The sequence below is a fragment of the Mediterraneibacter hominis genome (assembly GCF_014287475.1).
GTDB classification, from domain to species: domain Bacteria; phylum Bacillota; class Clostridia; order Lachnospirales; family Lachnospiraceae; genus Mediterraneibacter; species Mediterraneibacter hominis.
This window is the reverse complement of record NZ_JACOPF010000004.1, coordinates 254,449-275,538: the sequence shown is the minus strand read 5'-3', so window position 1 is coordinate 275,538 and position 21,090 is coordinate 254,449. Positions and strand designations below refer to the sequence as shown.

21 protein-coding genes, 2 pseudogenes and 1 riboswitch are annotated in these 21,090 nt (G+C 38.0%); of the genes and pseudogenes, 10 read left to right on the top strand and 13 right to left on the bottom strand.

The genetic code is table 11. The features are described from left to right. Window positions 1-3: 3 nt before the first annotated feature. Entirely contained in the window at window positions 4-417 is a 414-nt protein-coding gene (locus tag H8S37_RS15800; RefSeq protein WP_132088329.1) for a hypothetical protein, read from the bottom strand. Between H8S37_RS15800 and H8S37_RS17780 the strand changes: the two genes are divergently transcribed. Further along, complete coding sequence (locus tag H8S37_RS17780) at window positions 383-739, top strand: helix-turn-helix transcriptional regulator (protein WP_330605027.1); 357 nt, start codon at window positions 383-385, stop codon at window positions 737-739. The genes H8S37_RS15800 and H8S37_RS17780 overlap by 35 nt on opposite strands. A gap of 71 nt (window positions 740-810) precedes the next feature. Here H8S37_RS17780 and H8S37_RS15790 read toward each other — a convergent pair whose 3' ends face one another. The 7 genes from H8S37_RS15790 to H8S37_RS17335 all read right to left on the bottom strand — a co-directional run bounded on the left by H8S37_RS15790 (window position 811) and on the right by H8S37_RS17335 (window position 5,445). Further along, window positions 811-1,416, bottom strand: coding sequence for a hypothetical protein (locus H8S37_RS15790; protein ID WP_186877026.1), 606 nt, complete (start codon window positions 1,414-1,416; stop codon window positions 811-813). Between the two features lie 110 nt (window positions 1,417-1,526). Beyond that, window positions 1,527-2,249, bottom strand: a complete 723-nt coding sequence (locus tag H8S37_RS15785) for a relaxase/mobilization nuclease domain-containing protein (protein ID WP_186877025.1) — start codon at window positions 2,247-2,249, stop codon at window positions 1,527-1,529. Beyond that, entirely contained in the window at window positions 2,210-2,581 is a 372-nt protein-coding gene (locus tag H8S37_RS15780) for a plasmid mobilization protein (RefSeq protein WP_186877024.1), read from the bottom strand. Before H8S37_RS15780 ends, H8S37_RS15785 begins: the two co-directional genes overlap by 40 nt. 128 nt (window positions 2,582-2,709) lie before the next feature. Then, window positions 2,710-3,015, bottom strand: a complete 306-nt coding sequence (locus tag H8S37_RS15775; protein WP_186877023.1) for a hypothetical protein — start codon at window positions 3,013-3,015, stop codon at window positions 2,710-2,712. Window positions 3,016-3,093: 78 nt separating this feature from the next. Further along, the gene (locus tag H8S37_RS15770) at window positions 3,094-3,390 is read right to left on the bottom strand and encodes a hypothetical protein (protein WP_186877022.1); all 297 of its coding nucleotides are present in this window, start codon (window positions 3,388-3,390) and stop codon (window positions 3,094-3,096) included. Then, the gene (locus H8S37_RS15765; RefSeq protein WP_186877021.1) at window positions 3,387-4,313 is read right to left on the bottom strand and encodes a ParM/StbA family protein; all 927 of its coding nucleotides are present in this window, start codon (window positions 4,311-4,313) and stop codon (window positions 3,387-3,389) included. Before H8S37_RS15765 ends, H8S37_RS15770 begins: the two co-directional genes overlap by 4 nt. Before the next feature lie 229 nt (window positions 4,314-4,542). Then, the gene (locus H8S37_RS17335) at window positions 4,543-5,445 is read right to left on the bottom strand and encodes an RNA polymerase sigma factor (RefSeq protein WP_243207222.1); all 903 of its coding nucleotides are present in this window, start codon (window positions 5,443-5,445) and stop codon (window positions 4,543-4,545) included. Window positions 5,446-5,656: 211 nt separating this feature from the next. On the opposite strand from H8S37_RS17335, the gene H8S37_RS15755 reads away from it, so the two are divergent. The 5 genes from H8S37_RS15755 to H8S37_RS15735 are packed head-to-tail and all read left to right on the top strand — an operon-like array spanning window position 5,657 to window position 12,913. Beyond that, window positions 5,657-6,013, top strand: a complete 357-nt coding sequence (locus H8S37_RS15755; protein ID WP_186877020.1) for a HipA domain-containing protein — start codon at window positions 5,657-5,659, stop codon at window positions 6,011-6,013. After that, on the top strand, window positions 6,003-7,667 hold the full coding sequence (locus H8S37_RS15750; RefSeq protein ID WP_186877019.1) for a type I restriction-modification system subunit M: 1,665 nt from the start codon (window positions 6,003-6,005) through the stop codon (window positions 7,665-7,667). Before H8S37_RS15755 ends, H8S37_RS15750 begins: the two co-directional genes overlap by 11 nt. After that, on the top strand, window positions 7,668-8,522 hold the full coding sequence (locus H8S37_RS15745; RefSeq protein ID WP_186877018.1) for a hypothetical protein: 855 nt from the start codon (window positions 7,668-7,670) through the stop codon (window positions 8,520-8,522). Then, window positions 8,515-9,789 (top strand): restriction endonuclease subunit S, encoded by a 1,275-nt coding sequence (locus tag H8S37_RS15740; RefSeq protein WP_186877017.1) that lies wholly within the window; start codon window positions 8,515-8,517, stop codon window positions 9,787-9,789. Before H8S37_RS15745 ends, H8S37_RS15740 begins: the two co-directional genes overlap by 8 nt. Beyond that, the gene (locus H8S37_RS15735) at window positions 9,782-12,913 is read left to right on the top strand and encodes a type I restriction endonuclease subunit R (protein WP_186877016.1); all 3,132 of its coding nucleotides are present in this window, start codon (window positions 9,782-9,784) and stop codon (window positions 12,911-12,913) included. The genes H8S37_RS15740 and H8S37_RS15735 overlap by 8 nt, the downstream gene beginning before the upstream one ends. A 41-nt stretch (window positions 12,914-12,954) precedes the next feature. Here H8S37_RS15735 and H8S37_RS15730 read toward each other — a convergent pair whose 3' ends face one another. Continuing rightward, window positions 12,955-13,329 (bottom strand): TnpV protein, encoded by a 375-nt coding sequence (locus H8S37_RS15730; protein ID WP_186877015.1) that lies wholly within the window; start codon window positions 13,327-13,329, stop codon window positions 12,955-12,957. A gap of 114 nt (window positions 13,330-13,443) precedes the next feature. After that, window positions 13,444-13,878: a helix-turn-helix transcriptional regulator gene (locus H8S37_RS15725; RefSeq protein WP_207723973.1), complete on the bottom strand. Its 435-nt coding sequence runs from the start codon at window positions 13,876-13,878 to the stop codon at window positions 13,444-13,446. Between the two features lie 65 nt (window positions 13,879-13,943). Here H8S37_RS15725 and tnpA point away from each other — a divergent pair. Further along, window positions 13,944-14,274, top strand: a pseudogene (tnpA, locus tag H8S37_RS15720) (IS200/IS605 family transposase); the annotation flags it as partial. 337 nt (window positions 14,275-14,611) lie between these two features. Here tnpA and H8S37_RS17775 read toward each other — a convergent pair. Beyond that, window positions 14,612-14,811: pseudogene (locus tag H8S37_RS17775) on the bottom strand (transposase zinc-binding domain-containing protein); the annotation flags it as partial. Between the two features lie 311 nt (window positions 14,812-15,122). Between H8S37_RS17775 and H8S37_RS15710 the strand changes: the two are divergent. Both H8S37_RS15710 and H8S37_RS15705 read left to right on the top strand, forming a co-directional pair. Continuing rightward, the gene (locus H8S37_RS15710) at window positions 15,123-15,992 is read left to right on the top strand and encodes a DegV family protein (protein ID WP_186877013.1); all 870 of its coding nucleotides are present in this window, start codon (window positions 15,123-15,125) and stop codon (window positions 15,990-15,992) included. A gap of 361 nt (window positions 15,993-16,353) precedes the next feature. Continuing rightward, window positions 16,354-16,905, top strand: coding sequence for a hypothetical protein (locus H8S37_RS15705; RefSeq protein WP_186877012.1), 552 nt, complete (start codon window positions 16,354-16,356; stop codon window positions 16,903-16,905). A gap of 96 nt (window positions 16,906-17,001) precedes the next feature. On the opposite strand, the gene dapA is transcribed toward H8S37_RS15705, so the two are convergent. Further along, complete coding sequence (gene dapA, locus H8S37_RS15700) at window positions 17,002-17,886, bottom strand: 4-hydroxy-tetrahydrodipicolinate synthase (protein WP_186877011.1); 885 nt, start codon at window positions 17,884-17,886, stop codon at window positions 17,002-17,004. A gap of 78 nt (window positions 17,887-17,964) precedes the next feature. Further along, window positions 17,965-18,136, bottom strand: a riboswitch (Lysine riboswitch). A 299-nt stretch (window positions 18,137-18,435) separates the two neighbouring features. On the opposite strand from dapA, the gene H8S37_RS15695 reads away from it, so the two are divergent. Further along, window positions 18,436-19,515, top strand: coding sequence for an alpha/beta hydrolase (locus H8S37_RS15695; RefSeq protein WP_330605025.1), 1,080 nt, complete (start codon window positions 18,436-18,438; stop codon window positions 19,513-19,515). Here the strand turns inward: H8S37_RS15695 and H8S37_RS15690 are convergent. After that, window positions 19,500-21,059, bottom strand: coding sequence for a response regulator (locus tag H8S37_RS15690; RefSeq protein ID WP_186877010.1), 1,560 nt, complete (start codon window positions 21,057-21,059; stop codon window positions 19,500-19,502). The genes H8S37_RS15695 and H8S37_RS15690 overlap by 16 nt on opposite strands. Window positions 21,060-21,090 lie beyond the last annotated feature (31 nt).

The following is a 21,090-nucleotide window of genomic DNA, read 5'->3' as shown; positions in this document are numbered from 1 at the left end:
TTGTCATTCAGTTTCAATCTTGATTTTGAACATTTCTGGGCGGTCTTTAACATTGTAGACGTAATTATTTTCTGTGCCTGCTTGATATAAAATTGTAAAATGATTATCCCCAAGTTTTCGACTTAATTCATTTGGATAAACAGAAATACATATTCTATTTGGATATCCTGTTATGTCATACGAAAAACGTACCTCACGAAAAGTGTTATCTGTACATCGTTCTATTATTTCTTCAGCAAACTTTTCTTTATTTGAAACAAAGAGTTTATTCGCTATGATAGTCAATCTTTGCTCATAAAATTCACTGGAGCAATTCAGAACACTTGATTCCACCTTAACATCACGTCCATATTGTAAGTAAATCAAAGTGGTAAAAATACCAATGAATACAAATACCGTAATAAAGCGTTTTTTCAATATTTCCACCTCTTACAGTGTTCGTATACGAACACTATTATTAAAACAATTTTACGCTAATAATAATTACATAGCAACAGAAATTTGTAAGAAAGCGGAAAAGCGTGAAATGATAAAATATGACAAGTTGTGGGAAACAATGAAGTCTAAGGGAATTACTCAATATGATTTGTATACTCGTTATCATATGAATCGTTCCCAACTAAACAGACTGAGACATAATCGAAATGTAGAAGTAAACACCATAGATAAATTGTGTAATATTTTGAATTGTAACATTGAAGATATTATGACGCATTATCCAGATGATAATATTTTTTGATGAGTAATAGAAGTATTTATCAGAATGATACCATGCTGAACGATTTCTCCTTTCTGATTGTTATTTTACGTTCATGTAGTCAAAATGTAGTCACATGTAGTCAAACGGAATTTGAAGAAATGCCGTATTTTCGGGGATTGTGAGAGTTCCCCACAGGGTTCGATTCTCTCATCCCCTGTTAGAAACCGCCGAAATAGGGCGGTTTTTTCATGTCTGATGTGAAATAGAACACAACTTGGGAATGTAAATATCACATTGTATTTGCAACACTCATCTGAATCACACAAAGGCAATTTGGATGTGATAGTACCTGTTTCTCCCGCACCAGATATGTAACCGGTTGCCCGGAAGAACTCATCATAGTCCTCTTTGGTGTAACCTTTAATAAAGATATGGCAGTAACGCTCGTCGTTTTCATCAACGATATAGATACGCTCCACAAAGGATTGTATCAGCGTTACTAACACATCCGGCTGTGCGTCCTTTGCGTATTTCTCAAAGGAGAGCAGCCGTTCTTTTATTTCTTCAATATCTCTGACAGCATACATCTGACTTTGCCTGCTGTCCTCTAATTTTTGTAACAGTTTTTCCGTTTCAGAAAGCTCGTCCGTCAGTCCCTTTACATCGTCTTGAATAAACCGTTTTAAGTTTTCGTCTGCTTCCCGCAGATTTTTCACCTGATTTGAAATCGCCGTTTCAAGCTGTACTTTCTTTTTCTTCAGTTCGATTAGTTCCTGTTCATTCTGAGCATTCTTAAAAATATCCGAAGCTTTCTGATTTAGCAGTTTTACAAAGTATTCGCTGTCTTCATCAGAGAGTTTCTTGCATAGCTGTAGCCGAGATTTTTCAGGTATAAATCAAAGATTTTCCAGTTGGTTGTATTAGAGATAGTTTCGTCAATATCCCGTTTTAAAATATCTCGGTGAGTTAAACCGCCGCTTTTGTGTATCCAATAGTCTTTCTTTCGATTAACTGGGAATTTACTCGGCTGCAATACGCTTTTCCCTCGTTCTAAGCAAACTGCGTCGGAAATCTCTCTTAGGTTGTAATGGTCGGAAATATGGTTCTCAAATTTCCGACCGGTGCGAAAAGATACCGAATTTACCACAATATGATTGTGAAGATTATCTGTGTTCAGATGGGTGGTGACGGCTATCTCATAATCCTTGCCCCACATACGCCTTGCCGTTTCCAGTCCGATTTGATGTGTTTCTTCGGGAGTAACCTCGCCGCTTACAAAACTCTGATAACCGTGATAGGCAACATTCCCACCGAGTTTGCCGTAACGACGCTTAGTAGCCATCATATATTCGTATGCTTTTTGCTTCGGACAGTTGATATCCGAAACATACATCGTTTGATCCGTCTTTTTATCATTCTCAACATAACGGAGTGCCGCATATAAATCCTCATCCAAGAATTTTTTATCAGTGGTTTTGTCAGGGTTACGGGCATATTCAATTACTTCTTTCAGCCTGTTTTTGACAGGCCAGAATCCGGTGGTCGCCATTCGTCGCTCACCTCAATTCCGTTTTTAATTTGTGTTATGGTTTCCTTTTCAAGCAATAGAAGTTCCGAATGAATTTCATCAATCAGCACAAGAAGTTTGTTTTCTGTTTCGGGCGTAAATCCTGCTGTGTTGCATAGCTCGCACAATTTGTTGTAGAAATCAAAAAAGACATCAGGCTGCTCCGTTCTCGGTGCGTAACCCAATGCCCTTTGTAGCAGATATTCACTAATAGATAAATTGCATTTTTCGGCAAGTCGTTTGATTTTGTCCTTATCTTTTGGTTTTACTCGTATCTCTATGCGGGCAAGTTTTTCTTTTGGATTTCTGTTCATAGATTTATCAGTCCTTTCAAAATGGGGTGTTAGGGGCGGCAGTCCCTAAAGAGTAAATCGGCTAAACAGTCGATTTTGAGTTGGAACTTGCCGTACAAGTTCCCTGCTTGTTACAGTATGAGACACGATTACTCTCCCTCGTTTCTTTCAACCTTTCTCAAATAGGAAATGCCGTTTTTTGCTCTCTCAAAAGTCAGCGTTAGCATTGCTCCTTCTTCAATCTCGGGAATACCGAGATACCCGGTGTTCTGCCAAGCGGAAGCCATAACTTTACTGCCGTCTTCAAAAGTGAAGTATGCAAGAATATTTCGGTTCTTGCCCCAACGCTTGCAGTCAAGCCGTGCAATAAACACGCCTTCACGCTCATTGGTCAGGTATTCATCAACATAAATACCTTTTTCTTCAAGTTGTCTTAATGATGAATAAGCTCTCATAATAAAAATCCTCCTTAATTTTGTTTAATGCCAAAATGATGCCGCAGGTGTGTCAGAGAATAAAAAAGCGGCATCATTTTAATGCCGTCCGTCTCCGAGAAAATCATCGAGGGAATCTAATAACAGATTTTCATCTTCAGTTAGCAGTTCGGGAGATTGCTCTGTTTCCGTCTTTATCGCAGAAAAATTCTGCAAGCACTCTCGAATGGTTTCCTTAATAGTCTCTGTAATTTCTGTGTGAGGCTCATAAAACTGATTTACGGTAGCAATAACTGTTTTGTTCTTTGAATCCGTTATATTTTTCAAATGCTCCCAAGCCTTGCGGTCAGCTTCGTTATCCAAGTTAAACCGCAGGCTCATTCGCTTGATACTCATAATGCACCGCCGCTTTTAATCAGTTTCATTTCCAGCATTCGTTCATAACCTTTAGCAGTAGCGCAAATATCATCGTTGACGGTAACACGGCTTTCGTCATATTCGGCAAAGTTACGGATAAGACAGCCTCCACCACCGATTATATAAAGTTTCATCAGTCTTGAATCATAACCGTGTTCCCGGAGTCTGCGGAAAATACCTTCCACATACTCTTTCGCAGTATCGGTAATGGTTTTCAGATATTCACCGTCAATATCTGCTGTACCGAAACGAAGCACACGGGTAATCATTTCTTCGGGCGGTTCTGTGTGATGAACTCTCATCAGATTTTCACGGATTTGAAGCATACATTGGTGTGTTCCGAATTTCTCGGTAAAACAGAGGCGGGGATTCGGCTTCCTGTCATTGACGAACATAATATTCATCGTGCCGTTGCCGATATCGCAGAGCATATTTACACCTGAAAAATCGGATAAATTGTTGACGACAGCGGCGAATCCCTGTGGGTAAACATCTGCACCGACAATGCGGATATGATAATCCTTGCATTTGAAATTAAAGCCAACTGTTTCGTGCTTCAGTAAATATCTTTTAAATTCTTCTCGCTGTTCGCTTACCCAAGTCAGCGGAAGCCCGGCGGCAATCAATACATCAGCAGAATAGATTTTAGCAATATTCATCTCCCGTGCGATTGCCGCAAGCGTCAGAACATAATAATCATCATCCAGCATTTTATCTGCTGAAAACTCCTTATGCTCTGCGCCGATAAGGTAATACCTGTTATTCCAAACAAGCAGGTTGTCTTTAAAAATCGGTTCTTTGTCATAGACGGTAACGCCTGCCTGAAAACAGCAGTTTGCCGTTTTCATATTTCCATAACCGTGGTCGATACCGATAATATAGGTTTCTTTATACTTTTTCATTGTGATTGTCCTCCTTGATTTTAATGGTTTTTTGCTTACGTCCCGAAAGCGCAGGACAGATACCGTCGGTTATTATCAAACAACTTCGGTGTCCGCACTGCATACATAGGGTGTTCTTAATTTTGATTTGTTCCGATTTTATCGGATGGTACTGCGTCATAAAGTCCTCCTTTTCTGTTTTTTGGCGAAAAAATAACACCTATCGATTTTTCATAATCAATAGGTGCTGTCAGATGATTTTCTTTTGACTGAATCCCAAATCTTCACCGCTGAACTTTTCGTAAGCCAAGCCAATCTTTCGGATTCTTTTGTGAATAGCACTGTGAGTTTTGAAACCTAATTCTTCTGCGATTTTTTCGAGTGTAACATCATCCATTCGCATTGTGAGTATTTTCCGATCTGTTTCAGAAAGCGTGTCTAAAAATTTGCTGACTGCAATCGGCTCTAAAACCATACTCTCAACATTAACATTGTCATCAGGAATATCCCACTCCATTCCGTATGTATTCTCTGCATACTTTTCTTTTATTTCATCAAGAGATTCAACGGATATTTTTGCACGAGTATGATACCACTTGCGGTAAAAATCAATTTTTTGTCGGCTCTTTCGGTAATCAAAATCTTCAAAGCAGCGATATTCAGCCGCCACAGCAATGATCTTATTCATATTGTGCTTTGCCATTATTTTAGGAATGAGCCAAGTGAATGTTACTGAGATTTCTTCTTCGGATATATATCCGAGGTCTTCGTCTGTATTGCTGCTTTTTAATATCTCCTGTGACTTAGGGATAACTCCTTCATCTTCCATTCCTTTAATCCAAATAGAAGCTGCGTGTGCATATCTCCAAGACGGCTCATATCCTGAATAAATTTCCCTTTTTGCACCAAGCCCCATAAAAGGCCATACCATAAAGGCATAAGCGTCGATTATTACCAGCTTAAACAAATCACTTTCTACTATTTCTATAGCACGACGATCTTGAAGCAATTTTCTTGGATTTCTTGGAATCCTGTTTATTTCTTCTCCGCACTTATCCAAAATGCTTTTGGGGATGAAATAGAACGCAGAAATATATTCTGCATTGCGAAACGACGTGATTTCGCCGTTTTTTCTTTTTAATAATATCGGCATGTTTTTACCTCCTTTCCAGAGAGTATGCTCTCTATTTTAAACGACATAGAAATCTTATTTTGTTCCTGAATTATAAGCTTTTTTGCAAAGGAACTCAATAAAGTTGGAGCAAAAGCTATATTAAAAGGTCTTTAAATTGACATTTGCTTTAAAATATGATAGTATGTTAGTATGTAAACTTACATACTAATTTTGAAATGGTGGTGATTACTTGATTGTTGATGATTCTATGAAATTCTGTAATTTGCTTGCGCAAATGATAAAAGAGGCAAATTTATCAAATGTCAAGTTTTACACCGCACTTGGCATAAAGAAGCCTTACTTTTATGATATTTTAAGCGGTAAAGTTAATCCACCTCCTCCTGATAGACAAATTGCAATGCTTCGGTTGTTGAAACCAAAGCCTGAAGAAATAGCGTTGTTTTTTGATTTAGCTGCACAAGAACGAAATGAAGTACCTGCTGATATTGCAAAAACCTTAGAAAATAAAGATTTGTGCAGAGAATTGAGAAATGGTATAGATTACGAAAAATTATTGAAGAACGGAGAATACAAAAATGAGCGATAATAAAAGAGAACAAGAAAGAACAGAACTTTACCGTACAATATGGGCGCTTGCAAATGAACTTAGAGGAAGTGTCGATGGTTGGGATTTTAAACAATATGTTTTAGGTATGCTGTTCTATAGATATATATCTGAAAACCTTACAACTTATCTCAACAAAGGCGAATGGGATGCAGGAAATACTGATTTTGATTATGCGAAAATCAGCGATGAAGAAGCTTTAAGTGTTAAAGATGATATGGTGCAAGAAAAAGGCTTCTTTATTTTACCTAGCGAATTGTTTGGGAATTTATTAAACAGAATAAAAAAGGCTGATAAAGACGCAAAGGCTCAAGCGGAAAAGGACGGCAAAGAAGTAGAAATTGCTGATTTGGATGAGAATTTGAACGAAATATTGCAAACGAACTTTAAAAACATTGAAGCCTCTGCTATCGGCAGTCCAAGCGAAGAAAACTTCAAAGGTTTGTTTGACGATATAGATGTGAACAGCAATAAGCTCGGACCAACAGTTATTAAGAGAAACAAAAGGCTTAAAAGATTAATTACTGTTATCGGAGATATGGATCTTGGTAATTATCAAGATAATTCCATTGATGCGTTTGGGGACACTTATGAGTATCTGATGGGAATGTATGCTTCTAATGCCGGCAAAAGTGGCGGTGAATTTTTCACCCCACAAGAGGTATCTGAGCTTCTGACAAAAATTTCACTTCTTGATAATAACGGTAAAATGAAAACAGAAGTAAATAAAGTATACGATCCTGCTGTGGGAAGTGGCTCATTACTTTTGAAGTTTGCAAAAATTCTCGGTAAAGACAATGTCCGTAATGGATTCTTTGGTCAGGAAATCAACATTACAACTTATAACCTTTGCCGTATCAATATGTTCCTGCACGACATAGGTTACGATAAATTTAGCATTGAACACGGTGACACTTTGACTGATCCTAAACATTGGGATGAAGAACCGTTTGAAGCCATCGTTTCAAATCCACCTTATTCCATTAAATGGGAAGGCTCTGACAACGGAACACTGATAAACGATCCTCGCTTTTCTCCTGCCGGTGTATTGGCTCCTAAATCAAAAGCGGACTTTGCTTTTATTATGCATTGTCTTAGCTGGCTTGCTACAGACGGAACAGCAGCTATTGTTTGTTTCCCCGGTATTATGTATCGTGGAGGCACAGAACAGAAAATTAGAAAATACCTGATCGATAACAACTATATCGAATGTATCATTCAGCTGCCCGATAATCTTTTTTACGGAACGAGCATTGCGACTTGCATTATGGTTCTCAAAAGATCCAAAGTCGACAACCAAACTCTGTTTATTGACGCTTCAAAGGAATTTGTCAAGTCTACCAACAGCAATAAATTGGGGGATGGAACATCAAGCAACGAGCCTAATAACATTCAGAATATATTAAACGCTTATATCAACCGAAAGACGGAAAAGCATTTTACTGCTCTTGTTAAACAGGAAGATATTGAAAAAGCAGATTACAATCTTTCTGTGTCAACTTATGTAGAAAGTGAGGATACAAGAGAAGTTATTGATATAGCTGTCCTTAACCAGCAAATATCTGAAATTGTTCAGCGTGAAAATACATTGCGTGCCGAAATTGATGCGATTATAGCTGAAATCGAGGTGAACTAAATGAATTTAGCGACTAAAGTGTTAAACAAAAAACCAATTGGGTCATATGTTGCTACGCTACCATTTGTTGACATAAAAAAATACTTTTATTCTGAGTATGAGACCCAAGATGATGAAGATATGATCGGTTTACAGAATGGTGATTTTGTAGAAATTGATGCCGGTAGAATCGCATTAAATTTTTATTGTAAAAAGTGTGAAGATTCGAGAACATTTATGTCTCCAGATAGATTGCATACGCTTATTATTAATGAAAATCTTATTAGTATTGACGCTTTCTTGCAATGCCCTGTATGTAAAACTGAAATTCAAGTTTGGTTTTTACTTGAAGTTAAGGATATGTTTACCGAAGAACCAAAAGTAAAAATTTTAAAGAGAACTGAAAAGCTTTCAAAAAATGTAAGTGAATTACGAGAAAATTCATTCGGTATATATACTGACTTGCTTGAAAAAGCAATGAGAGCATCACGAGAAGGTTTTGGAGCTGGGGCTATAATATATTTGCGCAAAGTTTTTGAACAGGTGACAAGTGAAGTAGCTAAAGCTTCTGGAATTGCCACCACATTTGTTAATAAGAAAAACAAAGAACAAAGAAAAATTTTTAAAGACCTTTTGACAGAAGTGGATGAAAAATGTGCTATAATTCCAGTTGAATTTTCAAATAATGGTTATAAGTTATTTGGCAAGCTTAGCGATGTAGTGCATGGTGAATACGATGAGGAAATTGCATTGGAAAAATTCAGTGCATTTTATCGTCTTGTTACAGGGATTATCGAAAACATAAAGAGTAAAGAGGAATTTCAAAGTGCCCAGCAAGCGTTGGGATTGTCTGAAGGCGGTGATAAAAATGAATAAACTAGAACAACTTATCACTGAACTTTGCCCAGAGGGTGCAGAATATAAAGCACTTGGAGAATTGGGAGAATTTTATAGTGGGCTTAGTGGAAAATCAAAAGACGATTTCAGCAATGGGAATGCGAAATTGATTACATATATGAATGTATTTTCAAATCTGTCTTTAAAAATAGATGTTGCTGATAAAGTAAAAATCGGAGAAAACGAAAATCAAAACACTATACAATATGGAGATGTTTTATTTACAGGTTCTTCGGAAACTCCCGAAGAATGTGGTATGTCATCGGTTTTAACATCAATAACAGATGAAAAATTATATTTGAATAGCTTTTGTTTTGGATTTAGATTTTATGATAAAAAGCTTATGCTGCCAGAGTTCTCTAAATATGTTTTCCGTTCAAGTGAGATTAGAAAGCAGATAAAAAGGACAGCCAGTGGTGTTACAAGATTCAATGTTTCTAAAAAGAAGATGGAAAAAGTAACAATCCCTCTTCCTCCGTTACCGGTACAAGAGGAGATTGTTCGTATATTGGATAAATTTACGGAACTCACTGCAAAACTCACTGCGGAACTTACTGCGGAACTCACTGCGAGAAAACATCAGTATGAGTATTATTCTGAGTCATTACTAAATTTTATAGAAGAATATGATTGCAAAAAAATTAAATTAAAAGAAATATGTGACATATATTTAGGTTTAACTGCTACACCTAAATATACGAATTCAGGTGTTAAATTTATTTCTGCACAAAACACATCAAAAGATTTTCTTGATCTTGAAAATGTTAAGTATATTTCAGAAATAGATTATGCGAAAGCAACATCAAATGCAAAACCAAAACGAGGAGATATACTTTTTACAAGAGTTGGATCAAATTTAGGGCATCCTGTTATTATTGACACCGATGAGAAGTTATGCATATTTGTAAGTTTAGGCTTTTTAAGAATAAAAAATAAAAATATTGTATCTAATAGATATTTAAAACATTGGATGAATACAGATTTATTTTGGTCTCAAGTTAGAAAAAAAGTTTTTGGTGCTGCAAAAGTAAATTTAAATACTGGATGGCTGAAAGAATTTGAACTTACATTACCACCAATTGATATTCAGGAAAAAATAGTTAATCATCTTGACTGTTTTGAAAAATATTTTAACTTCTTGTATGATGATTTATCTTTAGAAATTGAAACAAGACAAAAGCAATATGAATATTACCGAGATAAACTCTTAACTTTTAAGAAAAAGGAGGCGGCGGAAAATGAATAGCTTTGAAATTGTGGCAAGCTCTACTGAAAGTACGGTGGTGGCTGAGTACACACCCGAAAAAAGAAAAAGCACCGACTATCAAAGCGAAGCGGCGCTTGAACGGGATTTTATAAATCGCCTTGTCAGTCAGGGCTACGAATACATTACTATAAAAAGCGAACAGGACTTAATTGACAACCTCCGTACACAGCTTGAAAAACTGAATAACTACACCTTTTTCGATAAAGAGTGGAACGACTTTTACAACAGTGTTATTTCAAACGGTAATGATGGAATTGTAGAGAAAACCCGCAAAATACAGGAAGATTATCTGCAAAACCTTACCCTTGATAACGGTTATGTAAAAAATATCAAGCTGATCGACAAAACCAACATTCATAACAATCATTTACAGGTAATAAACCAGTATGAAGAAGACGGCGGAAAGCATGATACTCGCTATGATGTGACGATTTTGGTAAACGGATTGCCATTGGTGCATATTGAGCTTAAAAAGCGAGGGAACGCAATTCGAGAAGCGTTTAACCAAATCAATCGATATCAGCGTGACAGCTTTTGGGCAGGCAGCGGATTGTATCAGTATGTACAGCTGTTTGTAATCTCCAATGGTACGCATACAAAGTATTATTCTAATACAACAAGATTTCAGCATATCAAAGATAATGCAGAAAAAAACGCCGCAAAAAAGAAAAAGACTTCTAATAGCTTTGAATTTACAAGTTATTGGGCAGATGAGAAAAACCGTACCATCCCGGACCTTGTGGACTTTACAAAAACCTTTTTTGCAAAACATACCCTGCTTAATATTTTGACTCGTTACTGTGTATTTACCTCAGAGGATTTATTGTTGGTAATGCGTCCTTATCAGATTGCGGCAACTGAAAAAATTCTAAACCGCATTATCGTTTCTACCAATCTCAAAAAAACCGGCAGAAAAGAGGCAGGCGGTTACATTTGGCATACCACCGGAAGCGGCAAGACTTTAACCAGCTTTAAAACTGCACAGCTTGCTCAAGGATTGAATTTTATTGATAAAGTATTGTTTGTTGTCGATAGAAAAGATCTTGACTATCAAACAATGAAAGAATACGATAGATTTGAAAAAGGTGCTGCCAACAGCAACACCTCTACTAAAATTCTGCAAAAACAAATGGAAGATGATAATGCAAGAATTATCATCACAACCATTCAAAAGTTAGATAAATTTATATCCAAGAACAAAGAACATGAAGTTTATAAAAAACATATTGTTATGATTTTCGATGAATGCCATCGTTCTCAGTTTGGAGATATGCACAAGTCAATTACAAAGCACTTTAAGAATTATCATATTTTTGGGTTTACAGGCACCCCTATTTTTGCAATAAACTCGAACAGTTCCAACGCTCCGAATATGCGTACCACAGCACAGGTTTTCGGTGGTGAACCGGATGAAAACGGAAATAAAGTAAGACCACTGCACGCATACACCATTGTTGATGCTATCCATGATGGTAATGTATTGCCTTTTAGAATTGATTATATCAACACGATCAAAAACCCTGAGCTTTTATACGATAAGCAAGTAAAGGCAATTGACCGTGAAAAAGCTTTGCTTGACCCTAAAAGAGTATCTGAGATTACACAATACATTCTTGAACATTTTGAGCAGAAAACTTATCGCAATCAAAGCCGTTCCTATTATGACCATAAAGTGATTACGAATGTAGAAAAAATGGCGAAGTCCAAGAATAATACTGTATCAGAGCAAAAAACAACTGCAAAAGTAAATGGTTTTAATTCGATTTTTGCAGTCGCATCTATTCCGGCAGCGATTGCATACTACAATGAATTTAAAAAGCAAATGGAGGAAACAGGTCATAAATTAAATATTGCTACGATATTCAGTTTTAATCCAAACGAAGAAGATCCGGATGATATCTTGCAAGATGAGAATTTTGACACAAGCGGTCTTGATCAGACTTCACGGGATTTTCTTGACAGTGCGATTGATGATTATAATAAGCTGTTTAATGTTAGCTATGATACATCTGCCGATAAATTTCCCAACTATTATAAAGATGTATCATTGAGAATGAAAAATCGTGAGATTGATTTGCTGATCGTAGTCAATATGTTTCTAACGGGATTTGACGCTACTACTCTTAATACCTTATGGGTAGATAAGAATTTAAAAGATCATGGTTTGATACAAGCGTTTTCCCGTACCAATCGTATTTTGAACTCAGTTAAAACATTTGGAAACATTGTTTGTTTTAGGAACCTTGAAACAGCCACTAATAATGCCTTAGCACTTTTTGGGGATAAAAACGCAAGAGGTATGGTTATTCTAAAAACTTACAATGAGTATATGAATGGCTATGAAGATGAGCACGGAAAACATATTGAAGGTTATAACGAGCTTGTAGCCAGACTGGTAAATGAATTTCCGATAAGCAGTCAAATCATTGGCGAGGATAACGAAAAAGAATTCATCAAACTGTTTGGTCGCATTTTGAAATTGAGAAATATTTTAAGGTGTTTCGATGATTTTGAAAGTGACAGTTCTGTATCCGTTAGAGATTTACAGGATTATCAAAGCATTTATATTGACTTATATCAAGATTATGCTAAAAAAAGCGACATTGAAAAAGAACGAATCAACGATGACATTGTCTTTGAAATTGAACTTATTAAGCAGGTCGAGGTCAATATAGATTATATCCTGATGCTCGTTGCCAAATATCACGAATCAAACTGCGAGGATAAAACGATTCTTGCTAATATTAATAAATCAATAGATGCAAGTGTTGAGCTGCGCAGCAAAAAAGCTTTAATTGAGGGGTTTGTTGCCCAAATGACAGTAAAAACAGATGTTGAAAAGGACTGGAAAGACTTTGTTAAGAAGCAAAAAGAACAGGACTTAGAAGCAATTATCAAAGATGAAAAACTAAAACACGATGAAGCTCAAAAATTTATAGAAAACTCTTTCAGAGATGGTGGAATAAAAACCACTGGAACAGATCTTGATAAAATATTACCGCCAATTTCAAGATTTTCAGGTGGTTCAAATAGGGCTTTGAAAAAACAAACTGTCATTGATAAGCTAAAAGACTTTTTTGAAAAATATTTCGGCTTAGTATAACACAAAATCCGCTACCACATTTTAACTGGTAGCGGATTTAACTATATAAAAATCAATTTAGAATTTACAATTTCTCTTGCTCTGTTGCAAACATTGTTCATTTGCGCAACCCATTCCATCTGATCTTTCGCTTTAAGTTCTTCTGTTATGTCTTCGCTTTCTGCCAGTTGCTTTACGAGCTGAAGAAACAAATTTTCAGCTTGGTTATCAATATCGACAAGATAGTTGTTTAGTTTTCCGCTTGTCAACAGGTTCATATAAATAATTTTATGGTGCTGTTTTAAATATCTTGCGTGTCGCTGTCCCCATACTCCGATCGATTGATCTTGTTGTTCGGGCAAAATGAGACTTGGCAGTAGATAATCTCCAACTTGCGTATAAGTACCGCCCATTTGTTCAAATAATGACTTTTCCATAGTATTTTCCTCCTGTGTTTTAGTGTACTTTTATTTTACAGAAAGCCAAGTAATAACACCAATGTGCCGATAAAAAATACAGCGTACCTGCTATATCACAGATACGCTGCATTTTCATATGTTTATTTCAGGATATGTGGTTACCAATTGCTCATACATCTTTCTTGACGGTTGTCGTGAACCGCCCTCCCACTTAGAATAGATGCTCAAACTAATACCTGCTTTTTCAGCAAAAGTTGCTTGATTTAATCTGTGTGCTTTTCTGACTTCACGAAGTCTATCACTGTAAGGATAATCCATAAATTGAGCAAACTCATCGAAGAGCAGATTTCTATCAATTTCAAGGACTTCAGCCATAGCAACGGCTGTTTGATATGGTATCGGGAATTGTTCACGCTCATACATTAACACTGTTGCTGGTACAACTCCTATACTTTCGGCTAACTGCCGTGTGGTTAGACCCTTTCGCTGCCGGTAGTATTTCAGCATTGCCGCAGGAGTTTTTTCTGTAGGAACACCTTCGAAGCAAAAGTGTAAATGCATTAACATCTTCCCGTGTTTGTATTCATATAAGTCTGTGTGATTGAGAATAGTGTCGTATTTGCACCCCCAATATAGAAGCAGAATGCTGCACAGACCATATTTATATGCTGGTGAGAATTCCGCCAAACAAAGTGTGTCAGCGTTTATGGGATTCTTAAAGGGAAAAAGTTCGCTGATGATATTTGACAGGCATGCAAATTTGAAATATAAGTATGGGAATAGAAAATTCTGGTGTCGTGGATATTATGTCGATATGGTCGGGAAAATGTAAAGAAAATAGAAGAGTATATAAAAAATTAACTACAAGACGACATAGCATATGACCAGTTAAGTTTAAAAGAATTTATAGACCCGTTTACGGGCGAGCCAGCAGGAAAAGGCAAATTAACGAATCCCTTGTAAGGGATAGCCGGGAATAAGGTGCGGTTGGGGCTCTTATTAGCGGTATTTTTATAGCATAGGAAAGTTCTCCCTTTTAGAAAAGGAGAAAAAATAGTCCATATCCAGAAGGTCACTATCGCTCATGTATGGGCTTCATGGGAATGCTGTCTCCCTTTCATACTTGATATTCTGATTGTATCACGAATGAAGAGGAGATAAAAGAAATTTACTTTTAGCAGGAGAACGGGGTAGGTGCTTTTGCATTGCTTTTTCGTATAATTCTTGCAGAGATACAGGATGATGGTTGTAGTAAATTTCAAGGAGGAGCATGATTTTGCCACATTTAGTACACTTTAAAGGGGCAAAAGCGGCTGTGGCAGCGAAAGGGAGCGAACTTCCATTCTCTCTGCAGTGGGGACAGTGGTACATTGCGCCGCCGAAAGAAGGGCCACCGCAGTGAATCATCTTTTCAACATTCTCAATAACAGAGATACGGGGATGTAAAATATAAAGCATCTCTTCATAATGGTCTGCAAGGATAGTTTGTAAGATATTTATAAAACTATTATGAAGGAAAATGTAACAAAAAGAAACCCTAATTCCTCCAAGATTGACGGATGATTTCGTAGAAAACATAAAAGCCGGGATATAAGTACCCGGCAGAATAAAAGGAATATATGTAAAAAAGCTGTTCGCTTTGTTTAGATTGTAATATAACGCGAAAATGTGAAGAATATGTGTCAGCAGCGTAAAGATAAGATTAAAATTCATTAAGAAATTCTGTAAAAATAGAAATTGGTTTACGGTGGAGTCGGACAATGTTATAATGTTCACATTAAGTAAAAATTATTGTAGAAGGGGGAAGAAAAATGCCTGCATATACAATTACGACAGATTCGAATTCGGATGTAAGGCCTGAATTTATTAAAGAACATGAAATTCCGGTAATTCCGCAGTACTATGCTTTTGGAGAAACGGTGTATGGGGACGAGCTGAATATGGAGCCGTCAGAATTTTATGAAACGATGCGAAAGGGAGAACTGCCAAAATCAATGGCAAATAATCCAGCCGTGATACAGGAAAAGTTCGAAACAGTATTAAAAGAAGGAAGGGATATTTTACATATCGCGTTTTCCAGCGCATTAAGTGGAAGCTGTAACAATGTGCGTATGGTTGCGGAAGAACTGCTGGAAAAATACCCAGAGAGAAAAATTTTAGTTTTTGATTCCCTGAATGCTTCTCTTGGCGAAGGGGTTTCGGTTTACCGAGCTATAGAGCTTAAACAGGCAGGAAAGAGTCTGGAAGAAGTTTATGATATTCTGATAGAGGAAAGGGAGCATGTAAATGTATTATTTACGGTAGATGATTTACATCACCTTCAGAGAGGCGGAAGAGTATCAAAGACAACGGCAGTAGTCGGAAGTCTTGTCAATATCAAACCGATTTTGACGGTAACAAGCACAGGAGAGCTGCTTGCAGCAGGAACAGTCAGAGGAAGAAAAAAGTCCTTAAAAACACTGGTGTCCAGGATGGAGGCGGCTCTGGATAAGGAGAACTACGGGGAAGAACGGATGGTGGCAATTGTACATGGAGACTGCATAAAGGAGGCAGAAGATGTCGCTGAAATGGTTCGCCAGATCGGATTTAAAAATATTGTAATAAATGACGTTAGTCCGAGTATCGGAACACATGCAGGCCCTGGGGTGGTAGGACTGATTTTCTATGGAAAGAAGAAATAGAGAAAACAGGAAAATAGGAGTGGTAAAAAATTGCTGCTCCTTCATTTATTATATCTATTTTTCAGAAATATAGGAGATTGGGAATTGGAATTTTTTTAGAAATGCATAATTGGAAGTGAGGCGCTTGTTGTGAAAAGAAGATACTTCCAATCCGGAATATGAAACTGATATACGAAGAAACAATATCTCGAAATAAAGAATATGTCAAAAATGAAGAAGATATAGTAAATTATAAGGACATAACAACAGCGAACATTGACATAGAGTGGACGAACTTGATGAGAAATCCGAATAACGACTATTAGTTCCGTAACAGGATTAGCAAGACGATTTTTTAATAAAATGAAAGGTAGGAAGAAAAATGAACAGACTGGATGATTTCATGGACATATTAACAGGGAACTTTAATAATGCTGAACAGTTTGAAAGAATGAAACAAAATAAGTTGGATTTTCCCTATGCTGAACATATAAATACAATTTGTAATGATAAAATTAGAAATTTACCGAATGATTTCCAAGGAATTTTTATGATTGAAGAAAGTTATTATACAGAAAATGGGAACACACATGCTGCACCGCATTTATTTTTATTTACCGAAGAAGAAAAGGGAATCAAATTGACGTCTTATGAATTACCTGATGGCTATGACAAAAATACGTTTACCTATAAAGCGCTCAAAACGATAGATTATAAGGATTTAAAAGTATCCGAAAAATTTACCCCGGCATTATATATTGAAAAAGACGGTGTATGGGAAGGTGGAAGCACCAGCATGTTTTCTCCTGTACTGAAATTCACTTTGTTTGAACGATTTTCTAAAGAATATTTAGAGGTGAGCGAGAGTATGGAGGTAAAAGGGAAGAAGACTTTTGGATATGATGAACCAATTCTTTATAAAAGGGTTATTTAGATAAAATAGACTGCTGCGAAAAGTATCTATTATTTCGCGGCAGTCTATTCTTAAGCCTATCTACTTTCTAACAGTTTCCTTCTAGTAGACTTTTTATCACAGGCAGCCAAATTTTTTCATTGCTTTTTCGAGCAGTTCCCTGTGTGCCGGTTCGATTTCTGTCAATGGAGCGCGCAAGGATCCGACATGTTTGCCCTGCAGATTCATCGCTGCTTTTACCGGTATCGGGTTGACCTCACAGAACAGTGCGCTGCAAAGAGGAATTGCATCTAACTGCATTTTGCAGCTACCTGCCACATCTCCTTCCAAATACTTATATACCATATCGTGTACATATCTGGGAGCCACGTTGGACAGTACGGAGATAACACCGATACCTCCTAAAGAGAGGAGTGGTACAACCTGATCGTCATTGCCGGAATATAAATCAATATTTCCGTCGCAGAGATGCATGATTTTTGCCACATTGCCTATATCTCCGGAAGCTTCTTTTACACCGACGATATTGGGCACATTTTTTACAAGATGTGCGATTGTCTGCGGCTGTAGTGCACATCCGGTACGACTTGGCACATTGTACATAATCAGCGGAATATCGACTGCGTCTGCAATTGCTGTATAGTGTGCAATGAGACCGTTTTGTGTCGCTTTATTATAGTAAGGAGTGACAACGAGAATTCCGTCTGCCCCATCCTTTTGCGCTTCTTTCGACAATTCAACGGCGGTTGCCGTAGAATTAGAGCCGGTTCCCGCGATGACTGGAATACGGTGGTTGACACGCTCTACAGTAAAACGTACTGCCTTGACATGTTCCTCCTCCGTCATAGTGGCGGATTCACCGGTTGTACCGCAGATAATAATAGAATCTGTTCCCTCTGCAATCTGTTCCTCCAAAAGTTCGTCCAGTTTGTCATAATTGATTTCCAGGTTTTCTTTCATCGGGGTGACAATCGCCACGCCTGCGCCTTTAAAAATTGCCATTCTTTCTTCCTCCTTAAATGTGGTGAATATAAAAAGAAACGGCAAGATGCGCCGTTCTAACATATACACAAGCTGTATAAATCAGATAGCCCTCCATCCTGCGATGACAGTCATGTCGTTTTTCACGCCATGCCCAAGACTAAAATGTCAGGCAGCCTAGTCTTTCGGCATCTTTCCCTTTTGAATGTCTTCTTCTGTCCCTGAAACATCCGGCATCCTACTGATGAAAAATGCAACCTCTATCTACGTTTCTATATGTAAAAAAATGATAACACTGACAGAAGAGAATGTCAACGGCTGAAAAGAAATTTGCATGGGGAATCCATAAAAGAAGTTTGAAAGAGAAAATGAGCTGTCTGTAGCAAATCGTTTTTGTTATACTAGCAGTACCCTCTCTTTACAAGGACACACACGCCTCAATCCATGATATTTTCGTGATTTGCGGCGTTATCCTCAATCGGCGTACGTCCAGTACGCCTCACTCGTCTGCCTTGCAAATCACGAAAATCTTCATGGTTGAGGTCACAGAGTCGAAAAGAGATAAATTTTGTGCCCTGCAAGGCACTTGAACGAAGCGTACCGAGTGGTACGCTGATTGAAAGTAACGTAGCAGGACGCAAAATTTGCTCTTTATCGACCGTGTATGCTCTTGTAAAGAGAGGGTATGGACAGCATAAAAAAGGAAGTGAAAGATTGAAAATGAAAAACATAAGGAAAAAGCTATTTGCAAGTGTATTAGGTGTTACCGGGGCATATATGGCGGCGGTACGTATATTTTTTAATATGGCAGCAGGGCGGAAATCTTATATTTTTCAGACTCAGACAGAGGAGAAGAATCGTTGGGCTCCCGAAATTATAGAAGGGATACAGTGGGCAAGGAAACAGCGCTGCAACGAGGTGGAAATTATCAGCTTTGACGGTTTACATCTGAAAGGACAGCTGATGAAGCCGGCGGAGCCTAAAAGAATGATCGTGCTTTTTCATGGCTGGAGAGGCTCCTGGCAGCATGACTTCGGAGCCGTATTGAGGTGGTTGTATGATGCAGGATGTAGTATTCTTATCACAGACCAGAGAGCGCAGGGAAGAAGTGAAGGAAGCTATATGGGATTTGGGATACAGGAGCGCAAGGATTGTCTGGAATGGCTGAAATGGATAGACAGAAACGAGAGTATAGATATTCCGGTGTATCTATATGGAGTATCTATGGGGGCGGCCACTGTATTGATGGCTTCAGGAGAACGGCTTCCTCATTTTGTGAAAGGCGTGATCGCGGACTGCGGTTTTTCTTCTGCCTACGATATGATTCTAAACTATGGAAAACAGAGGCTGAAAATCAGAGAGTTTCCGATGATGTATTCTCTAAACAGACTGTTTCGGAAAAAAGCAGGGTATGACTTAAAAGAGTGTTCTCCCAAAGAGGCAGTGAAACGCTGTAAAGTTCCGGTTCTATTTGTACATGGAACAGCAGATACTTTTGTGCCGTATAAGATGTCAGAAGAAAATTATACAGCCTGCAGAGCAAAAAAACAGCTCCTGCTGGTGGGAGGAGCTGCTCACTGCGGAAGTTATCTGGCAGACAGTAAAAAGTATGAAGAAACAGTGGAAGCATTTTTTCACTGGAAAGACTGACGGTATTGTTCTGGTGTCATTCCTTCCCATTTTTTAAATACTCGGAAGAAATATTTATTGTTATCGTATCCTACCGCCTTGGCAATCTGATACAGCTTGCGGTCTGTGGTGGCAAGCAGGTGCTTGGCTTTTTCGATGCGTACAGAATTTACATACTGTGCGAATTTTTCTCCGGTCGTTTTACGAAATAGGTGACTTAAGTAACTGCTGTTCATATAAAACAGAGAGGCGAGAAACTCAATCGTCAGATTTTTCTGGTAGTTGCGTTGTATATAGATCTTCACTCTCTGAATCGTGTCCTCGACGGCATATACACTCTGTGGCTTGAGCATTTCAGACAGGTTGCTGAAAAATTGTTTATAATATTGGTGGAGTTCTTCAATTGTAAACATTTCCTTCACAATATTCTGCATGCTCTGGGAAGGCGTACTCTGATTGAGATACTGCTTTAAAATCATAAGACAGTCCTGCGTAAGCTGATGATAATGATATTTAACATCTGCAAGGGAGAGCCCATCTGTATTTTGATAATAGTCTTTTAAAGAGGAGAGAAGACTGCATACTTCCTTTGTCATGCCTGCCTCAATGCGGAAGAGAAACTCTTCCTTTTTCTCCCATTGTACTTCTTGTATATCTGTTCCTAAACCGGTATGCCAGAGATAGTAATGGGAGGAATTCTGTGTAAGCGGCATAGAATTAAGCGCGATACAGGCATGTTCATACGCTGCGTACAACTGGTCAAGCGCGGAAATCGTATTGCTGATTCCCCAGTAGGACACCGCATTATATGTGTGTAGATAGGAGATGATCTCCTGTGTGAATTTTGTATAAAATGCCCGGGGAGAAAAAGCTGTATCGTTCGGCAGAGCAAGGATGAAAAAACCAAGCTGTACATTTGTCGGATGCGGCAGATAGACTGCCATCTCAGAAAAACCTAAGTCTGTTATATGCTGTTGCAGATGGAAATCTGCAAGCGGAACAGCCGCATATACAACTGCGAGACACAGGGAGGCTGATTTTGTAAGGAAGGAAAGCTTTTGGGAACTGATGTCTGTGTCAGAAACAGCATATCCCAGGATCAAATTTTGCAGAAGCTGACTGTCATGTTCGTAGCAGGCGATTTCCTTTTGCTCCTCGGTCAGACGAATCTTTGCACTGATAGATTCGGAGGCTTCTAAACGGGAAAGTGCCTGAAGTACAGTCTGCTGGATCTGCTCACCTGTAAAGGGCTTTAATATATAATCAATGACGTTTGCGGATATGGCATGCTTGATGTAATCAAAGCTTTTATAGCCGCTGATGACGATTAACTGCAGGGCAGGATGATTTTCTGATAAATAAGCAAGCAGGACAGTACCGTCCATAACGGGCATTTCCATATCTAAAATTATAAAATCGGGCGACAGGCTTTCTACGAGTTCGATTGCCTGGGCTCCGTTGTCTGCCTCACCGATACAGGCGATCTTGTCGGAGAGAGGCTCTAGTTTTTTAATGGTACCCTGACGGATTAAAGGTTCGTCGTCTACAATGATATAGCGATACATTTGTTTGTCTCCTTTATGAGTAATCAATAGC